General features: G+C 67.7%; 15 protein-coding genes. 2 read left to right on the top strand and 13 right to left on the bottom strand.

The features are described from left to right. The 5 genes from H7290_RS06805 to H7290_RS06825 all read right to left on the bottom strand — a co-directional run. Positions 1–948: proline/glycine betaine ABC transporter permease (locus H7290_RS06805; RefSeq protein ID WP_290513266.1), on the bottom strand; the 948-nt coding region annotated here is incomplete at its 3' end. Then, positions 948–2045: a glycine betaine/L-proline ABC transporter ATP-binding protein gene (locus tag H7290_RS06810; protein WP_290513267.1), complete on the bottom strand. Its 1098-nt coding sequence runs from the start codon at positions 2043–2045 to the stop codon at positions 948–950. The genes H7290_RS06805 and H7290_RS06810, both read right to left, overlap by 1 nt. Beyond that, positions 2042–3757, bottom strand: a complete 1716-nt coding sequence (gene betA, locus H7290_RS06815) for a choline dehydrogenase (protein ID WP_290513268.1) — start codon at positions 3755–3757, stop codon at positions 2042–2044. The genes H7290_RS06810 and betA overlap by 4 nt, the downstream gene beginning before the upstream one ends. Beyond that, a complete protein-coding gene (locus H7290_RS06820) occupies positions 3754–5277 on the bottom strand; it encodes an aldehyde dehydrogenase family protein (RefSeq protein ID WP_290513269.1) in 1524 nt (507 codons plus the stop codon). The genes betA and H7290_RS06820 overlap by 4 nt, the downstream gene beginning before the upstream one ends. A 166-nt stretch (positions 5278–5443) precedes the next feature. Beyond that, positions 5444–6226, bottom strand: a complete 783-nt coding sequence (locus tag H7290_RS06825; protein WP_290513270.1) for an IclR family transcriptional regulator — start codon at positions 6224–6226, stop codon at positions 5444–5446. 57 nt (positions 6227–6283) lie between these two features. On the opposite strand from H7290_RS06825, the gene purU reads away from it, so the two are divergent. Next, entirely contained in the window at positions 6284–7153 is an 870-nt protein-coding gene (gene purU, locus H7290_RS06830; protein ID WP_290513271.1) for a formyltetrahydrofolate deformylase, read from the top strand. On the opposite strand, the gene H7290_RS06835 is transcribed toward purU, so the two are convergent. The 3 genes from H7290_RS06835 to H7290_RS06845 form a co-directional block, all read right to left on the bottom strand. Beyond that, complete coding sequence (locus tag H7290_RS06835; RefSeq protein WP_290513272.1) at positions 7150–8298, bottom strand: aromatic ring-hydroxylating dioxygenase subunit alpha; 1149 nt, start codon at positions 8296–8298, stop codon at positions 7150–7152. The genes purU and H7290_RS06835 overlap by 4 nt on opposite strands. A gap of 63 nt (positions 8299–8361) precedes the next feature. After that, positions 8362–9528 carry an FAD-dependent oxidoreductase gene (locus tag H7290_RS06840; protein ID WP_290513273.1) on the bottom strand — a complete coding sequence of 389 codons (1167 nt, stop codon included), beginning with the start codon at positions 9526–9528 and terminating at the stop codon, positions 8362–8364. Further along, positions 9525–9872 carry a bifunctional 3-phenylpropionate/cinnamic acid dioxygenase ferredoxin subunit gene (locus H7290_RS06845; RefSeq protein ID WP_290513274.1) on the bottom strand — a complete coding sequence of 116 codons (348 nt, stop codon included), beginning with the start codon at positions 9870–9872 and terminating at the stop codon, positions 9525–9527. Before H7290_RS06845 ends, H7290_RS06840 begins: the two co-directional genes overlap by 4 nt. A gap of 185 nt (positions 9873–10057) precedes the next feature. On the opposite strand from H7290_RS06845, the gene H7290_RS06850 reads away from it, so the two are divergent. Continuing rightward, on the top strand, positions 10058–10801 hold the full coding sequence (locus H7290_RS06850) for an IclR family transcriptional regulator (protein ID WP_290513275.1): 744 nt from the start codon (positions 10058–10060) through the stop codon (positions 10799–10801). A 17-nt stretch (positions 10802–10818) separates the two neighbouring features. Here H7290_RS06850 and H7290_RS06855 read toward each other — a convergent pair whose 3' ends face one another. Genes H7290_RS06855 through H7290_RS06875 form a run of 5 tightly spaced genes read right to left on the bottom strand, consistent with a single transcriptional unit; the run spans position 10819 to position 18052 of the window. Further along, entirely contained in the window at positions 10819–11337 is a 519-nt protein-coding gene (locus H7290_RS06855) for a sarcosine oxidase subunit gamma (RefSeq protein ID WP_290513276.1), read from the bottom strand. Beyond that, the gene (locus tag H7290_RS06860; protein ID WP_290513277.1) at positions 11327–14068 is read right to left on the bottom strand and encodes a 2Fe-2S iron-sulfur cluster-binding protein; all 2742 of its coding nucleotides are present in this window, start codon (positions 14066–14068) and stop codon (positions 11327–11329) included. Before H7290_RS06860 ends, H7290_RS06855 begins: the two co-directional genes overlap by 11 nt. After that, positions 14065–14322, bottom strand: coding sequence for a sarcosine oxidase subunit delta (locus H7290_RS06865; protein ID WP_290513278.1), 258 nt, complete (start codon positions 14320–14322; stop codon positions 14065–14067). The genes H7290_RS06860 and H7290_RS06865 overlap by 4 nt, the downstream gene beginning before the upstream one ends. Positions 14323–14374: 52 nt before the next feature. Beyond that, the gene (locus tag H7290_RS06870) at positions 14375–15604 is read right to left on the bottom strand and encodes a sarcosine oxidase subunit beta family protein (protein ID WP_290513279.1); all 1230 of its coding nucleotides are present in this window, start codon (positions 15602–15604) and stop codon (positions 14375–14377) included. A gap of 3 nt (positions 15605–15607) precedes the next feature. Then, a complete protein-coding gene (locus tag H7290_RS06875) occupies positions 15608–18052 on the bottom strand; it encodes an FAD-dependent oxidoreductase (RefSeq protein WP_290513280.1) in 2445 nt (814 codons plus the stop codon). Positions 18053–18072 lie beyond the last annotated feature (20 nt).

The raw sequence follows: 18072 nt of genomic DNA on the forward strand, positions 1-18072 counted from the left end.
CAGGACCGGGATGCCGAGACCTGGAGAGTTGATGAAGGCCGCGATCGTGACCATCGACAGCGCCGCCATGATCGATTGGTTGATGCCGACGATGATCGTGCGACGCGCCATCGGCAGCTGCACGTACAGCAGACGCTGCCGCATCGTGACGCCCAGGGAGTGCGTCGCCTCGAGCACGCCCTCGTCGACGTTGCGCACGCCTTCGGCCGTGACACGGACGACTGGCGGGAAGGCATAGATGAAGGTGACGATGACGGCCGGCGCAGCCCCGATGCCGAAGAACAACGTGATCGGCGCGAGGTAGACGAATGCCGGGAAGGTCTGCATGACGTCCAGCACAGGAGTGAGGATGGTGGTGACGCGGCGGCTGTTGCCCATCCACAGGCCCAGCGGAATGCCCAGCAGCATGATGAAGAAGACCGCCACGAAGGCGATGATCAACGTGTCCATGCTCTCCTGCCAATAGCCGAAGGTGCCGAACAGCCCGAATGCGACAGCCGTCAGCGCGGCCATCTTCGGGCCCGAGACGCTCCAGACGATCCAGATCGCGACCGCGACCACACCGAGCCAGCCGACCTCGGGCACGGGTCGTCCGGCCGGTGCGTCACTGATGAGCCCCTGGAGATTCTCGACGACGGCGTTCAGGAAGGAGCTGATCGAGTTCAGCCCCCCCATGACGGCGTTGTCGCCATTGCGGGCGGTGTCGATGGTGTCCTTGAAGTCATTGCCCCACAACGCAAAGGCCGAGAGGTCAGCGCGACCCTGCGTCAGCGTCTGCTTGCCGTTGAGAACGAACGACAGCGCGATGTAGAGGACCAGGAATGCGCCCAGGATCGAGCCGCGTCCGGGCATCCGGCGGCGCCGGGCACCGGCAACCGGGGTCTTCGGAGGCGGGGACGTCGGGGTCGTCGGGGACGATTCCGCGGCAGCGGTGAGCGTGTCGGCCATCAGACGGCATCGTGGTCCTCGGCCACGATGACTCGCATGATGTCGTCCTCGGTGACCACTCCGAGCAGCGTGTCGCCGTCCATGACCCTGACCGGCTTGTCCGAGTCCATGACGGTGCGGGCCGCATGCTGCACGATGGTGTTGAACGAGAGCGCAGGCCCGTCGAGCACCTCACCGGGCCGTGCGTCACGCATGACCCACTTGAGCGTCAGGACGTGCGCCTTCGGGATGTCGCTGACGAAATCACGGACGTACTCGTCGGCCGGGGAGCCCACGACCTCGTCGGGCGTGCCGATCTGGACGACCTCGCCGTCGCGCATGTTCAGGATTCGGTCGCCGAGCTTGAGCGCCTCGGACAGGTCGTGGGTGATGAAGACCATCGTCTTGCCCAGGTCTTCGTGCAGGCGCATGACCTCGTTCTGCATGTCTCGACGGATCAACGGGTCCAGCGCAGAGAACGGCTCGTCGAACAGCAGGATCGACGGATCGACCGCGAGGGCTCGACCGAGACCGACCCGTTGCTGCATGCCGCCCGAGAGCTGCTCGGGATACGACGTCTCGAAACCGGTCAGGCCCACGAGGTCGACGACGACCTGCGCCCGAGCAAGACGCTCGGCCTTCTTCTCGCCGCGAACCTCCAACCCGTACGCGATGTTGTCGATGACCCGGCGGTGCGGCAGGAGGCCGAAGTGCTGGAAGACCATGGCGACGCTCTTGCGGCGCAGGTTGCGCAGCTTGCTCTCGGACATCTTCGACACGTCGTCGCCGTTGATCAGGACCTCGCCGGTCGTGGGCTCGATGAGACGCGTCAGGCACCGTACGAGCGTCGACTTGCCCGAGCCGGAGAGCCCCATGATGACGAAGACCTCACCCGTCTTGACCTCGAAGCTGACCGACCGGACCGCGGCCGTGCACCCGGTCTTCTTCATCAGGTCGACACGACTGAGTTCTGCCTCGGCGCTTCCGGGGATCTTGCTTGCCTTGGGCCCGAACACCTTCCAGAGGTCGCGGACCTCGACGGCTGTCGTCCCGGGCATCGGCCCTGCTGTGGTCTGGTCTGTGGTCTGGGTCGTGGTCTGGTTTGTGGTCTGGCTCATGAAGCGATCCCCTTCGTGGCGGCACCCTCGTTGCGAGGATCACCGGGCGGGTGGAGCGGGTCGTTGTCGCGATAGCGGTAGAACGGGACGTCGGTCTCCGGCTCGAGTGGTTCGACACCCAGGATCAGGTCGGCAGCCTTCTCGGCCAGCATCATGACGGGCGCGTAGATGTTGCCGTTGGGGATGTACGGCATGACGGAGGCGTCCACGACACGCAGGCCGTTGACCCCGTGGACGCGCATCGTCAGCGGGTCGACGACACTCATCGGGTCGGTGCCCATCCGGGCGGTGCACGAGGGGTGCAGCGCGGTCTCGGCGTCCTTGGCGACCCAGTCGAGAATCTCCTGGTCGGTCTCGACCGAGGCACCCGGTGACAGCTCGCCGTCGTTGTAGGGGGCGAACGCGGGCTGGGTCAGGATCGTGCGGGCCGCCCGCACCATCTCGATCCACTCCTGCCGGTCGTTCTCGGTCGACAGGTAGTTGAATCGCAGCGCGGGATGCTTCAGCGGGTCGGTCGACGTGATCTTGACCGAGCCGCGACAGTCGCTGTACATCGGGCCGATGTGCACCTGGTAGCCGTGACCGTCCGTGACCTGCTGGCCGTCGTACCGGATCGCGATCGGCAGGAAGTGGAACATCAGGTTGGGGTAGTCGACCCGCTCGTTGCTGCGGACGAAGCCGCCAGCCTCGAAATGGTTGCTGGCCCCGACGCCCTTGCGCAAAAACAGCCACTGAAAACCGATCAACGGCTTGTAGCGATGCTTGAGGTAGGGCGCAATCGAGACTGGCTGCTTGGACCCGTACTGGATGTAGACCTCGAGGTGGTCCTGCAGGTTCTCGCCGACGCCCGGCAGCTCGACGAGCGGTGTGATGCCGAGCGGTGCGAGCTCCTCGGCCCGGCCGATGCCCGCGAGCTGAAGCAGCTGGGGGCTGTTGACAGCGCCACCACAGAGGATGACCTCGGTGGCGGAGACACTCTTGCGGCGTCGGCCGAACCGCAGGTAGTCGACGCCGGTGATCGTCGTGCCGCTGTGACGGAGCCCCGTCACCATGGCGAGCGTCTCGACCCGCAGGTTCGGACGCTTCTTCACGGGATGGATGTAGGCCCGGGCTGCGCTCAGCCGGCGGCCGCGGAAGATGTTGCGGTCGAACTTCGCAAAACCTTCCTGGCGATAGCCGTTGACGTCATCGGTCGGGGGGTAGCCAGCCTGCTTCGTCGCGGCGAAGAAGGCCTGGAAGAGCGGGCTCGTCGCGGGGCCACGCTCGAGCTTGAGCGGACCGTCACCGCCACGCCACCGGTCGGCGCCAGCGAGGCAGTTCTCCATCTTCTTGAAGTACGGCAGGCAGTGCGCGTACGACCACGTCTCCATGCCCGGATCAGCCGCCCAGCGCTCGAAGTCGAGCGGGTTGCCGCGCTGGAAGATCATGCCGTTGATGCTGCTCGAACCGCCGAGGACCTTGCCGCGGGCGTGGTAGACCGTGCGGCCGCCCATGAACGGCTCCGGCTCGGACTCGTAGCGCCAGTCGTACAGCCGGCTGCCGATCGGGAACGGCAACGCCGCGGGCATGTGGATGAACGGGTCCCAGCGGAAGTCGCTGCGACCTGCTTCGAGGACCAGAACCGAATTGGCGGGGTCGGCGCTGAGCCGGTTGGCGAGCACCGCGCCGGCCGATCCGCCGCCGACGATGACGTAGTCGTAAGACTTCTTCATGACGCACCATCCTGGGTGGCGGCACTGTCCGCCGGACCGGAGAACCAGCGTTGCGGAGCGGGCGCGATGTTGTGCCACACGTGCTTGGTCTCGCGGTACTCGTCGAGGCCCGCGAGGCCCAGCTCGCGTCCGAAGCCGGACTGTTTGTAGCCGCCCCACTCGGCCTGCGGCACGTACGGGTGATAGTCGTTGATCCAGACCGTGCCCATGCGAAGCTGGGCCGTGACCCGCTCAGCGCGACCAGCGTTGCTGGTCCAGACGGCGCCGGCGAGGCCGAAGATGGAGTCGTTGGCTATCTCGACGGCCGCGGCCTCGAGCTCGGCATCGGTGTCGCCCGTGAACGTCTCGATCGTGAGCACAGGGCCGAACGACTCGTCGTGTACGACGCTCATGCCCCGATGACATCCGCCGAGGATCGTCGGCAGGTAGTAGTAGCCGTCGGCAAGCGTCGGGTCGTCGGGTCGGGCGCCACCGCACAACAGCTCGGCTCCCTCGGCCAGACCTGCGGCGACGTAGGCCTCGACCTTGTCGCGGTGTGCGGAGGAGATCAGCGGGCCGGTCTCGGCGTCGTCGTCGAACGGTCCGCCCAGTCGGATGGCTTTCGCTCCGTCGACGAGTCGCGCCACGAACTCATCAGCGATCGACTCCTCGATGACGAGGCGTGCGCCAGCCGAGCAGACCTGGCCAGAGTGCAGGAAGACCGCGGTCAGGGCGAAGTCGAGAGCCGTCTCGAGGTCTGCGTCGGCGAACACGATGTTGGGGTTCTTGCCGCCCAGCTCGAGCGCCACCTTCTTGACCGTCGCAGCCGCCGTGGCCATGATGACCCGCCCCGTGGCAAGGCCTCCGGTGAAAGAGACAAGGTCGACGTCCGTGTGCTCCGTCAACGGCGCACCGGCAGCCGGGCCGGCGCCGAGCACGAGGTTGGCGACACCCGCAGGCACCCCCGCTTCCGTGAGCGTGTCCATCAGGAGCACCGATGTCGACGGCGACAGCTCGCTGGGCTTGAGGATGAACGTGTTGCCGGCCGCCAGGGCGGGCGCGACCTTCCATGATGTCTGCAGCAGCGGGTAGTTCCACGGTGAGATGAGGGCGCAGACGCCGACCGGCTCGTGGACCACTCGGCTGACGACGTCAGCGCGACCGGTGTCGACGACTCGACCTGACTCGGCGGTGGCAAGCGACGCGAAGTGTCGGAACACGCCGACCACGTCGTCGATGTCGTACTCGGACTCCACCAGGCGCTTGCCGGTGTCGAGGCTCTCGGCACGGGCGTACGTCGCCTTGTCCCGCTCCAGCAAGGCGGCGACGCGGTGGAGCGTTGCTCCCCGTTCGAGGGAAGAGACGCCAGACCAGCGTCCGTCGTCGAACGCGGCGCGGGCTGAGGCGATCGCGAGGTCCGTGTCCTTTGACGTGGCTTCTGACACAGCGGCAACCAACGAACCGTCAGCCGGGCAGCGGATCTCGCGGGTCGCACCCTCGATCGCGTCGCACCACTGGCCTTCGATGAACAGTTCTGCCACTGTGCCTCATTCCCGTTGATCTGCAGGAGTTGCGAATCACGCAACTACGATGTGTCCCTCGCAACACACAATCCTGCGCCCTAGGGGCCGGCGTCAAGGTCCTTAGACAATTCTTCTACCGTTTAAACGGTACTGACGGCTACAAAACATGGTGTTACGGCGTTGCTCAGCGGTATCCGAGCCGGCGGGAGACGTCGGCTGCTGACAACAACGTCCGCTCGACTGCGGCGTCGACCTTATCACTGGCAAAGCGGAATGTTGGTCCTGAGACCGAGAGGGAGGCCACGACATCGCCATGCACGTTGCGGATCGGGGCGGCCACCGCAGTGAGTCCCATCTCGAGCTCATCAACGACGATGACGTAGCCCCGGCCGCGAATCTCCTCGACCTCGGCGACCAGCACATCGACATCGGTCACGGTCGCTGGTGTGAAGACAGTAAGGTCGACGCCGACCTCAGCACGGATCTGCTCCTCGCTCAGACCTGACAGCAGTACCTTGCCGTTGGAGGTGGCGTGCAGAGGGATCCACTGGCCGACCCAGTTGTTGGACTGAATCGCTGCGGTCGCAGCGATCTGGTCGAGGTACAGCGCTGCACCGTTGTTGAGCACGGCGATGTTGATCGTCTCCCCCGTGTCGGCGGCGAGCACTCGTGCGAAGGGACGTGCCTCCTGCACGACATCGAGGCGGGCCGTCGTTGCCGCGGCGAGTCGCAGGATGCCGACGCCGAGTCGATACTTTCCCCGGTCAGCGGTCTGTTCAACGAGGCCTCGACCCTCCAAGGAAGCCACGAGGCGGAAGGCCGTCGACTTGTGGACCCCGAGCGCTGTGCCGATCTCTGTCACGCCGGCCTCGCCCGCGTCAGCGATCAGCTCAAGGATCTGCAGCGCACGGTCTACCGATTGGACCGGACTGGCGCTAGACTGCGATTCCGCCCTTTTGTTGCTCATGACGCGACGCTACCGCACGATAAACAACAAATCACATTCGTTTACCCCAGGAGTGATGTGACCAGTCTGACAGGCGCCGATCTCACGACGTACGTCCTCACGCTGACGTGCGCCGATCGTCCAGGCCTCGTGCGCGCGGTCTCGTCATTCCTCGACGAGCACGGCTGCGACATCGTCGAGTCGCAGCAGTTCGACGACGTCACCGGCGAAGAGTTCTACATGCGCGTGCAGTTCCGTGCGGTCGACGGCAAGGTCGGGGCCCTGCGCGAGGGCTTCGCCGACGTGGCCGCCCGGCACGAGATGACGTGGGCGCTGGTCGACTCCACGGTGCCGTTCCGCACGTTGATCATGGTGTCGAAGTTCGGCCACTGCCTCAACGACCTGCTCTACCGGCACTCCACCGGGACGCTCAACATCGTCATCCCGGCCATCGTCTCCAACCACCGCGATCACGAGCGCCTTGCCGACGCCTTTGACGTGCCGTTCTTCCACGTTCCCGTGACGGCGGACACCAAGCCCGCCGCAGAGGCCGAGCTGCTGCGGCTGGTCGACGACCTCGAGATCGACCTCGTCGTGCTTGCCCGGTACATGCAAGTGCTCTCGGACGACCTGACCAAGCAGCTCGACGGTCGGGCGATCAACATCCACCACTCCTTCCTCCCGAGCTTCAAGGGCGCCAGGCCCTATCACCAGGCGTTCGATCGTGGGGTCAAGCTGATCGGCGCGACGGCCCACTACGTCACACCCGACCTCGACGAGGGGCCCATCATCGAGCAGGACGTTGCCCGCGTCGACCACCGCACCACCGCCGACCAGATGGTTCGGGCAGGCCGCGACGTCGAGGCGACCGTGCTCTCCCGTGCCGTGCGCTGGCACGCCGAGTCGCGCCTGCTGCACGGCCGCAACCGCGTCGTCGTCTTCCCCTAAGTCGTGCGGGACTTGACCCAGTCGTGAAAGAGGGCGATGTGATGCTCGCTCGGCACGTGCACTCCGCCATCTCGGTAGACCCGTGACGACATCGCGGGCTGACAGCGCTCGCACGCTGCAAAGTCCTGCCGGTTGACCAGGTCGAAGAGCTCGACGGATGCCGTCAGGTCGGCACCGGAGTCGACGACGTCGGGCAGGTAGAGCCAGTCGCACTCCACCACGGTCAGATCGGGGCCCATCGGGAACATCCGGTGCAGGATGACGTGATCGGGGACGAGATTGATGAACACCTGCGGCTTCACCGTGATGGCGTAGTACTTGCGGTCGCGGTCGTCACCGATGCCCGGAAGGCTGTCGAGGCCGACCGAACCGTCGACGGTGAAGCCCTTGATCTCTTCACCGAATGATGCTCCGTGGTTGACGAAGAACTGCGCAGCCAGCCCGTCGGCGAACTCTGGCAGGACCTCGGTCAGCTCGGGGTGGATCGTCGCGCAGTGGTAGCACTCCATGAAGTTCTCGACGATGAGCTTCCAGTTGGCCTTGACCTCGTACCTGATGCGGCGACCGATCTTCAACGACGAGAGGTCGTAGGCGTCGAGGTTCGACATCGCACCGAGTCGGTCGAGGATCTCTTGCTCGACGGTGTGCTCGAACGACTCGGGCTCGTCTGCCAACGAGACCCACACGTAGCCCAGCCACTCGCGCACGTGCACCTTCTTGAGGCCGTACTCCTCACGGCCGACGTCGGGCATGCTCGTCAGGTTGGGCGCGGCGATGAGCTTGCCGTCGAAATCGTACGTCCACGCGTGGTACGGGCACTGGAACGAGCGCTTGGCCTGGCCCGAGTCGTCGGTGCACAGCTGGGCCCCTCGGTGACGACAGACGTTGAAGAAGCCGCGCAGCTCGCCGCGCCGGGACCGCGTCAGAAGGATCGACTCGCGTCCGACCTGCACCGTGCGGAACGAACCGGGATCGGGGATGTCGCTGACGTGGATCGCGCAGAACCACATGCTCTCGAAGATGCCGTCGCACTCAGCGTCGAACACCGCCGGATCGACGTAGTCACGGCCGCCGAGGGTGCGCAGGAGGCTCTCGCTGACGCGGTGGTCGGCGTGCGCATCCATGGCTTCTGATGTCGCGGTCACGTGCTCTCCTCTGACGAACTGGCGATGACGAAGAACTGGCTATCAGGGGGTGGCGATGAGCGGTCAGGCAGCAACGGGGTCGGCCGACAGCGAGCGACGCCACCGGCCGAAGAGCCTGGGCTGGTCCATCCCGAGCACTGCGACGGGCTGGCCGTCGCGCCAGTAGACGGCGAGCAGATCGGAGTCGTCGACGCTGCCGGCCTCGAAGGTCACGGTCTCGTCGCCACGGCGCCGCCCGGCGAACTGCAGTCGGACGCCGTACTGGTCGGACCAGAAGTAGGGAGCCGCCAGGACCGCAGCGGTGCTCGGGTCGTAACCGTTCAGGAGCGCGTCGACCACGAGCTTGGGCCGGTCACGCGAGTCGGTCCAGTGCTCGACCCGGTGGTGGTGGCCACGCGCAGGATCGAACCACGAGGAGCAGTCGCCGACGCCGAAGACGTTGGGCGCCGCGGTGCCACCGTGCGAGTCGCACAGGAGCCCCCCGGTGACATCGAGCCCGCTGCCCTCCAGCCAGCTGGTCGCCGGGGTTGCGCCGATGCCGGCCACGACGACATCGGCCTCGATGACCCGACCGTCGGCAAGCTCGACTCCTGTGACGTGGCTCGTTCCGAGCAGTCGGGTCACGGCCACGCCGCAGTGCATCGGGACACCGTGCCTGGTGTGCAGGCCGGCCACAGCCGCGCCGAGGAGCACGCCGAGCGGACCCAGGAGCGGGGTGTCGGATGCCTCGACGACCGTGACGTCGAGGCCCAGGTCGACCGCGGTGGACGCCACCTCGGCGCCGACAAAACCTGCTCCGATGACACACAGCCGGGCGCCGGGCAACAGTTCTTTTCGCAGCGCCTCGGCGTCGTCGAGCGTGCGGAGAGTGTGGACGCCTCGCAGGGACGTCGGCATGCGCCTCGCCAGCGAGCCCGTGGCCACGACGACCGCGTCGCCACGCAGGAAACGACCGTCGGCCAGCGTGACGGTGGAGGTGCCGGGGTCGAGCGCGATCGCACGCGAGCCGAGCTCCCACTCGATGCGCAGGTTGTCGTCGGTCTCCAGCGAGAGGTCTGTCTCGGTCGCCCGGCCCGCGAGGAATTCCTTCGACAGGGGCGGACGGTCGTAGGGCCGACGGACCTCGTCGCCGATCAAAACGACGGTGCCGTCGAAGCCGCTACGACGCAGGGCCCGCGCGGTCGCATGACCCGCGAGCGAGGCGCCGACGACCAGCACGGTCCGGGTCACGCGTCCACCGTCGTGCCGGGGGGCAGGTTGGGCGCCTGGGACGAGAGGGTCACGAAGACCTCCCCATCCTTGACCTCGACGACGTGGGTGCGGACCGGTCGCTTGGCGGGGGGCTCGTCGACCTCGCCGGTGCGCAGGTCGAACCGGGAGGCGTGCAGCGGGCACTCGACCCAGCAGTCCTCGAGCCAGCCGTCGGCCAGCGAGGCGTCCTGGTGCGTGCAGGTGTCGTCGATCGCGTAGAAGTCGTCGGTCTCGGTACGGAAGATCGCGATGGGCGGCACCACCGTGGTGATGCGCAGTCCCTCGCCGATGGGGACATCGTCGGTGGAGCAGATGCGCAGCATGCCTCAAGCGTGAGGCCCGAGCCGCTCCGCGTCAATCCTTCTTCAGGGTCCAATCCAAAATTTCTCATTTTCACGAAGAAGCACGGATGCTTTGCGATGGCAGAAGGAATCAACTATTTCTGCATTGCTCTGACTTTCATCATGTGAAACACTACATCCATGTTGTGGATCTCAGGAATGCGCTGATGGCGGGCACTCAGGCTCTCGACCGTGCGACGTCGCTCCTCCGGCTCGTCGTCGAGGCGCAAGACACTCTCAGCCACACCGACCTCGTGGCGGAGACCGGACTGCCCGGACCCACCGTGTCCCGCGTCATGCGCGCGCTCGAGGACGGCGGCCTGGTCGAGCGCGACCACAGCGGCGCCTACCGGGGCGGAGAGCTGTTCGCCCGGTACGCCGAACGGTTCGACCACGTCGGTGCGATGGTCGCGATGGCCAACCCCTTCCTCGAGGACGTCGCCGATGCCACCGGCGAGACCATCAACCTCGCGGTCCCCCGCGGCGACGACGTCGTGCACGTGGCACAGATCGATGCGGACTTCGTCGTCGGCGCCATCAACTGGCTCAACGTCGACGTGCCCGGGCACTGCTCGTCACTCGGCAAGGTGCTCTACGCCTGGGGCACCGTCCGCCTTCCCCGCGGGCACCTCGAGATCCGCACCGAGCACACCATCCGTACGAGGGCTGCCCTCGAGCGTGACCTCGCCGGGGTACGCACCCGCGGCTATGCCGTCACCCGCAGCGAGCTGGAGGAGGGGCTGGTCGCACTCGCCGCCCCGGTACGCGATTCGGCCGGGCAGGTCATCGCTGCGATGAGCGTCTCGGGGCCGGAGTTCCGTATCGGGGGGCAGGTCGAGGAGATCGCCACCCGGCTCGTGCGCGACGCCGACCGCCTCAGCGCCGCGATCCGTCGCCGCTCTCGCGCCTGAACCCTCCCGGGCACCGATCAGGGGTGGGCGTGCTCGACGGCGGCATCCGTGAGCCATGCAGCGAGGTGCCGGGCGAAGGATGCACGCGGATAGACGCGCCACTCATCTTGCGCGACGCGACCGATCGCGACCTGGGTCTGCGCCAGCGCACCCTGCACGCACCCGCCGACCGCGACACTTTCGAGGTCGATGGAGCACCCGTACGACAAGACCATGAGGGCATCGGAGCCCGACAGCACGAACACCGTGCGGTGGCTCGACACGTCGACGACGCTGCAGCCGGCGCCCACCACCGAACGCAGCTCAGCCACGAGCGCAGCCTCCAGCGCAGGAGCCGAGTCCGGCTCGGCATCCACGAGCCACCAGTCGGGTCCGAGCTGCCACACGTGGGCGTCGGCCACTGCTGCACCCGCGCCACCCCGGACGTCGATGAGAGTGCGGAACGGCACGTCGTACAGCTCGAGATCGGGCCCTGAGACAGCCAGCCTCGCGGCGCCGAGGGGGCTCCTGCGCATTGCCATCACGTCAACCGTCACGTCGTTCTCCTTCGGGGTCGTAGGGCACCGGGGCGACGACCCTGACTCGCACAGGCACGAGGCCGTCGACTGCGTCGAGCTCGTGGCCCATCCGGTCACGTCCGCCGTCGAGCAGGGCCAGCGCAAATGGACCGTCCAGTGCTGCCGACGCGTAGGCCGAGGTGATGTGTCCGTGCATCGCCACGGGGAACACGGTCAGGTCGGCGCCGGCGGTGACGAGCTGGGCACCTTCGGCGAGCGCCGTGCCACCGTCGACAGGCACCAGGCCGACGAGCTGCCGGCGGTCGTCCCGCTGGGCCTCGGCTCGCACCAGCGAGCGACTGCCGATGAAGTCGATGCCCTCGCGGACCTTCTTGGGTGAGATGGCCCAGCCCATGCCGAGGTCGCCCGGGGTCACAGTTCCGTCAGTGTCCTGCCCGACGATCGGGGACCCCTTCTCGGCGCGCAGCACGTGCATCGTCTCGGTGCCGTACGCCGTGATGTCGAAGGGCTTCCCCGCCGCGGAGACCGCGTCCCACAGAGCCGCACCCCACCACGACGGGACGTCGATCTCGTAGGCCAGCTCGCCGGAGAAGGAGATCCGCATGATGCGAGCGGGAATGCCGCCCACCTCCGCGTCTCGCCACTCCATGAAGCCGAACGCCTCGTTCGACACGTCGAGAGTCGGCGCGAGCGCTGCCACGACCTCCCGCGACCGTGGCCCCGCAACCGCGACGACGGCCCACTGCTCAGTGACTGAGGTGAATCGCACGTCGAGCTCAGGCCATTCCGTCATGGCCCACTCCTCGAGGGTGTCGAGCACCGTGGCGGCGTTGCCCGTCGTGGTGGTCATGAGCCACTCGAGCTCGGAGATGCGGGCCACCGTCCCGTCGTCGATGACCATGCCGTCTGGCCCGCACATCACGCCGTAGCGGATCTTCCCCACCTTGAGGTTGGAGAACAGCCCCGTGTAGATGCGGTTGAGGAACGTCCCCACATCGGCTCCATGACACACGATCTTGCCAAGGGTCGAGGCGTCCATCATGCCGACGCCGGTGCGCACGGCACGACACTCCCGCAGCACTGCCGCGTGGATGTCCTCGCCGGGCAACGGGACGTACCACGGACGCTTCCACTGGCCGACATCTTCCAACGGCAGGTCTGCCTCGACGTGCCGGTCGTGCATCGCCGTCACGCGCACGGGATCGGAGAGCGCACCCCGGTGGCGTCCGGCGAGCAGCGCGAACGAGACCGGCGTGTACGGGGGCCGGTACGTCGTGGTGCCAACCTCGGTGACGGGACGGCCCAGCGCCTCCGCCAGGACGCCGACGGTCAAGACGCCGTAGCCGCGGCCCTGGTCAGCACCGGTGCCGATCGTGGTGAACCGCTTGACGTGCTCGACGCTCGTCAGACCGGCGCCCTGGGCGCGGTGCAGGTCGGCAAGCGTCGCGTCGCGCTGCGGGTCGAGGTAGACCCGTGCCGCATCCTCGACCGGGACGTCGCCGACGAACCACGTCGCAGGTCTGGTGAGCGGCTGCGCGACGTCGCCGGTTGCCGCGCCGACGACCCGCAACGGGTATGCCGCGTTGGGCGGTGGCGTGCCGGGCACGAAACCTGCCACGGCGTCGGACCACACGAGCCGACCGCCGACCTGGCTGAACAGGTGCGCGGCCGGGTTGACGCCCCCGCTGACGGCCAGCAGGTCGACGTCGTACGTGACCTCGCCCGAGGACGTCCGGGCGTGCACGGTGCTCAGGGATCCCGACATGTCGGCGTCGGTGCCGACGACCTCGGCGCCCGTCTGGACCGTCACGCCGAAGGCTTCGAACGAGTCGACGAAGGGCTCGGCGACGGTGTCGCGGACGTCAAGCACCGCTGCCAACGCCACTCCGGCGCCGGCCAGTGCGAGCGCCGCCCCGAGCCCCCCGTCGTGCGCGGTCCACACCACGGCACGCTCACCTGGCAGCACCCCGAACCGTCGGACGTATTCGGCGGCTGCGCCTGCCAGCATGATGCCGGGGCGGTCGTTGTCGGCGAACACCATCGGCCGCTCGTGGGATCCGGTCGCGACGACGACCTCGCCGGCAGTGACGTGCCACAGCCGGCGACGTGCGACGTCGGGGTTCGGGGCGGCGAGATGGTCGGTGCGCCGCTCGACCGCGATGGCGTGATGGTGGTCGTAAAGCCCTACCGCGGTCGTGCGCGTCAGGACACGGGCGTTCGACAGGGCCTCGAGCTCGCCGACCTGCTCGGCCATCGTCTGCGTCATGTCACCGGTGTGCCACCCACCCAGCGCAGGCTGCTCGTCGATCAGGACGACCCTGACCCCGGTGCGGGCGGCGTCGCGGGCGGCCTCGATGCCGGCAACACCTCCACCGACGACGAGCACCTCGACGTGTAGCCACCGGTGGTCGTATCGGGAGTCGTCCACGCCGGGCGACAGCCGTCCCCGACCGGCGAGGCTTTCGACGGTGAGCCCGTCGTGGACCCCGAGCTCGGTCGCGCGCACCATCGGTTCGCCGGGCCCCGACAGCACCTGGACGAAAGCGTTCGGCTCCTCGGCGCCGAGTCCGACGAGGCCCCGTGGACGTCCGCTGTAGATGCCGGTCGACACCCGGCGCAGGTCTGCGGCGAGCATCGCCGAAGCGAGCGTGTCACCGGCGTACGCCTCGACATCTCGGCCGTCGACGGTGATCGTGACGGGCCGCGAACGATCGATCAGGTGCCCGCCCTCGGCGAGCCGGTGGCTCATGAGGTGCGCCCGACCGGTGCGATCTCGTTGGTCGCGGTGTGGCGGGTCACGACGAACCACTGCCGGCAGCCTGCGCGGTGCACCCACCGCTCGCGGAACCAGCCGCGGGGGTTGTCACGGATGAACAGGTAGTCGGACCACGCCTCGTCGTCCAGATCAGCGGGACGCTCGGGATAGTCGACCCCGGCCTCGCCGCCATAACCGAACTCCGTCTCGTCCCGGGGCCCGCAGAAAGGACAAGGAATGGACATCATGAGCGGATCCTTCGTTGGGAGTACCGAGGCAGGGGGAGGCGGACGATGGGCATCAGTGGGCCACCGCGGCTGCACCGTGTTCATCGATGAGCCGGCCCGTGCGGAAGCGGTCGAGGGCGAACGGCCCAGCCAGCGGGTGCGGACGACCGTGCGCGATGGTGTCGGCGTAGACCGAGCCGATGCCCGGCGTTGCCTTGAAGCCACCGGTGCCCCAGCCGCAGTTGACGTAGGCGTTGTCGAACGGCAGGTGTCCCACGATCGGCGAGGCGTCCGGAGTCACGTCGACGATGCCGGCCCAGGTGCGCAGCACGTGCGCGCGGGCGAAGATCGGGAACAGCTCGACCGCTGCGGCCATCTGCTCCTCGATGACGTGGAACGACCCGCGTTGGCCATAGCCGACGTAGGAGTCGACACCGGCGCCCATGACCAGCTCGCCCTTGTGGGCCTGGCTGACGTAGACGTGCACGGCGTTCGACATCACGACGGTGTCGAGCACCTGCTCCAGCAGCTCGGACACGAGCGCCTGCAAGGGGTGGCTCTGCACCGGAAGGCGTACGCCGAGCTGACCCGCCAGCACCGAGGAATGCCCGGCTGCAGCGAGTGCGAGCGTGCCGCAGGCGATGCGACCCCGGGACGTACGCACCGCGGTGACGGTGTTGCCGTCTGTCTCGAAGCCCTCGACCTCACAGCCCTGGATGATGTCGACGCCCAGAGCATGAGCACCACGGGCATAGCCCCACGCGACGTAGTCGTGCTTCGCGATGCCGGCACGGGGCTGGAAGGTGCCACCCATGACGGGATGGCGCGGCCGGTCGGTGACGTCGAGGATCGGCACGATCTTGCCGATCTCGTCAGCGTCCAGCCACTCCGCGTCGAGTCCGTTGAGCTGGTTGGCGTTGACCCGCCGCTTGCCCTCGCGCACGTCGCCGAGCGAGTGGGCCAGGTTGAGCACGCCCCGCTGGCTGAACAGCACCTCGGTGTCGAGCTCGGCCTCGAGCCCCTCCCACAGCTTGAGCGAGTGCTCGTAGATGCCGGCGCTCTCGTCCCACAGGTAGTTGGAGCGGATGATCGTGGTGTTGCGCGCCATGTTGCCGCCGGCGAGCCACCCCTTCTCCACCACCGCGACATTGGTGATTCCGTGGTTCTTGGCGAGGTAGTAGGCCGTGGCGAGGCCGTGACCGCCACCGCCGACGATGACGACGTCGTACGACTTCTTGGGCTCGGCATCGCTCCAGAGGAAATCGGGGTGGTCGGGCAACGTCGGACTCGTGGAATTGCTCATGCCTCAGCCCCGCAGCCGGGTCATCGTGGGGTCGAACAGAGGCTCGGCCGTCACGACGTACGGGAGCCGCTGGTCGAAGTAGCCGATGTCGACCACGGTGCCCTCGACGGTGAGCTCGGCGGGTAGCCATGCGTAGGCGATGGCTTTGCCGATCGTGTGGCCCCATGCGGCGCTCGTGACGTAGCCGACCGGATCCGCTCCGTGGAACACCGGCTCCTTGCCCATGACCAGAGCCTGGGGGTCCTCCGATGTCAGGCACACGATCTTGCGACGAGGCGCCGCCGGGTCGAGGTCGGCGAGCGCCTCCTTGCCGATGAACGACTCCTTCTTCATGCGCACCGCGAAGCCGACTCCGGCTTCGTACGGGTCGTGGTCCTCGGTCATGTCTGCTCCGTACGAGCGGTAGCCCTTCTCGAGGCGCATGCTGTTGAACGCCCCACGGCCGCCGGCGATGACCCCGTGATCCTGTCCGGCCTGCCACAGCGTGTCCCAGAGCTTGGTGCCGAGGTCGGCGGTCGTGTAGAGCTCCCAGCCCAGCTCGCCGACGTACGACAGCCGCAGCGCGGTGACCGGCACCATCCCGATGTGGGCCTGGATGCCGCGGAAGTACTTGATGCCGTCGTTGCTGAAGTCGTCGTGCGAGAGGCTCTGCACGAGGTCGCGGGCGGCGGGCCCCCACACACCGATACAGCAGGTGCCCGACGTGATGTCGCGGACGAAGACGTCGTTGGGGGCATGCTTGCGCAGGCGGGCCAGGTCGAGCGGTCCGTTCGCGCCGATCTGGTAGTGGCTGGGGCCGATGCGCGCGACCGTGACGTCGCTGAGGATGCGGCCGCGCTCGTCGAGCATCAGGCAGTACGTCACGGATCCGACGGATGCGGCGACGTTGCCGGTGACCATCTCCTGCAGGAATGCCGTGGCACCGCGACCGACGACCTCGAGCCTGGTCAGTGCAGTCATGTCGTACATCGCGACGCGTTCGCGGGTGATCTGCGCCTCGGCACCGACGATGGGTGACCAGTAGCGTCCGGCCCACTCCCCCGGCAGTGCGATGTCACGGCCGGAGACGAGCGGGGCGTTGTCGCCGTACCACTGGGGACGTTCCCAGCCCGAGGCTTCAAGCATGTAGCCGCCCAGCGCTCGCTGGCGCTCGTGGAACGGCGGGAGCCGCAGCGGCCTGGGCGACTCCATGGGCTGCAACGGGTGCATCAGGTCGTAGACCTCGACGAAGTTCTGCTGGTCGCGCTCCAGCACATACGGCGGCGCGACCTGATGGGGCCAGAAGCGTGCCAGGTCGGCCTCGTGGAAGTCGATCGACGAGGCCCCGTCGACGAGAAGCTCGGCCACGGCACGACCGACCCCGGCGGAGTGGGTGACCCAGACGGCCTCGGCGACCCAGAACCCGGCCAGGTCTGGGTGCTCACCGACCAGCGGCGCGCCATCGGTGGTGAACGAGAAGATGCCGTTGATACCGTGCTCGACCTCGGTGTCCCGCAGTGAGGGCAGCAGCGACTGCGACTCCTTCCAGGCAGCGGCGAAGTCATCGGGGGTGAACGCGTTGACGCTGGGCATGTCCGGGCCATCGCCCCAGGCGCGGATGTCGCCCGCGGCAACCGGCATGGGCCGGTGGCCGTACCAGCCGATGACCTGACGGTCGTGGTCGTCGCGGTAGTAGAGGTCGGCGCCCTGGTGACGCAGGATCGGGCGGGCGACCTCGGTGGCCTGGCCCGCCTGGGCCGGGACGGGTGTCGTCGAGGCGAGCTGGTGCTCGAGCGGGGTGAGCGGCAGGGCGAGGCCGACCATCGCGGCGATCTTCTGCCCCCAGATGCCGGCGCAGCAGACCACCACATCGGCCAGGACGTCGCCGCGGGTCGTGCTGACACCCGAGACACGTCGGCCTCCCTCGGCCAGCTCCTCGGTGAGGATGTCGAGCACCTCGGTGTCCGGCATCAGCGTCGCCCCCGCCGCGGCAGCGCGGTTGGTCTGGGCCGACACGGCCCGCACAGCCTTGGCCAGCCCATCACTCGGGATGTGCAGGCCACCGAGCACCTGCTCAGGATCGAGGAGGTCGTGCAGCGCGACGCAGGTCTGCGGGTCGACGACCTCGGCGGGGATGCCCGAGGCGTGCAGCCAGCCGGCGCGGCGGTGCAGCTCGGCGAGGCGTTCGGGCGACGTCGCGATCTCGAGCCCACCGACCTGGAGGAAGCAGGGCTCGCCATCGTCGTCGAGACCGCAGAGCTTCTCGACGGTGTAGCGGGCGAGCTCGGTCATCATGCGCGAGGAGTTGGCCTGGTAGACCAGCCCCGGTGCGTGAGTGCTCGAGCCGCCTGTCAACGGCAGCGGCCCGGCATCGATCACGGTGACGTCGGTCCAGCCGCGCATGGTCAGCTCGTCCGCCACGGCAGCGCCGACCACACCCGCACCAATGATGATGACTGAACGACCCACGATATGTCTCCCCGTCGCTT

The sequence above is a fragment of the Aeromicrobium sp. genome (assembly GCF_014378035.1).
Classification (GTDB): domain Bacteria; phylum Actinomycetota; class Actinomycetes; order Propionibacteriales; family Nocardioidaceae; genus Aeromicrobium.

Bases quoted from the DNA above. Each gene is read 5' to 3' on its own strand.
- H7290_RS06810 (WP_290513267.1), bottom strand. From the start codon at position 2,045: ATGAGCCAGACCACAAACCAGACCACGACCCAGACCACAGACCAGACC.
- H7290_RS06825 (WP_290513270.1), bottom strand. From the start codon at position 6,226: ATGAGCAACAAAAGGGCGGAATCGCAGTCTAGCGCCAGTCCGGTCCAA.
- H7290_RS06845 (WP_290513274.1), bottom strand. From the start codon at position 9,872: ATGCTGCGCATCTGCTCCACCGACGATGTCCCCATCGGCGAGGGACTG.
- H7290_RS06870 (WP_290513279.1), bottom strand. From the start codon at position 15,604: ATGAGCAATTCCACGAGTCCGACGTTGCCCGACCACCCCGATTTCCTC.
- H7290_RS06860 (WP_290513277.1), bottom strand. From the start codon at position 14,068: ATGAGCCACCGGCTCGCCGAGGGCGGGCACCTGATCGATCGTTCGCGG.
- H7290_RS06850 (WP_290513275.1), top strand. From the start codon at position 10,058: ATGGCGGGCACTCAGGCTCTCGACCGTGCGACGTCGCTCCTCCGGCTC.
- H7290_RS06865 (WP_290513278.1), bottom strand. From the start codon at position 14,322: ATGATGTCCATTCCTTGTCCTTTCTGCGGGCCCCGGGACGAGACGGAG.
- betA (WP_290513268.1), bottom strand. From the start codon at position 3,757: ATGAAGAAGTCTTACGACTACGTCATCGTCGGCGGCGGATCGGCCGGC.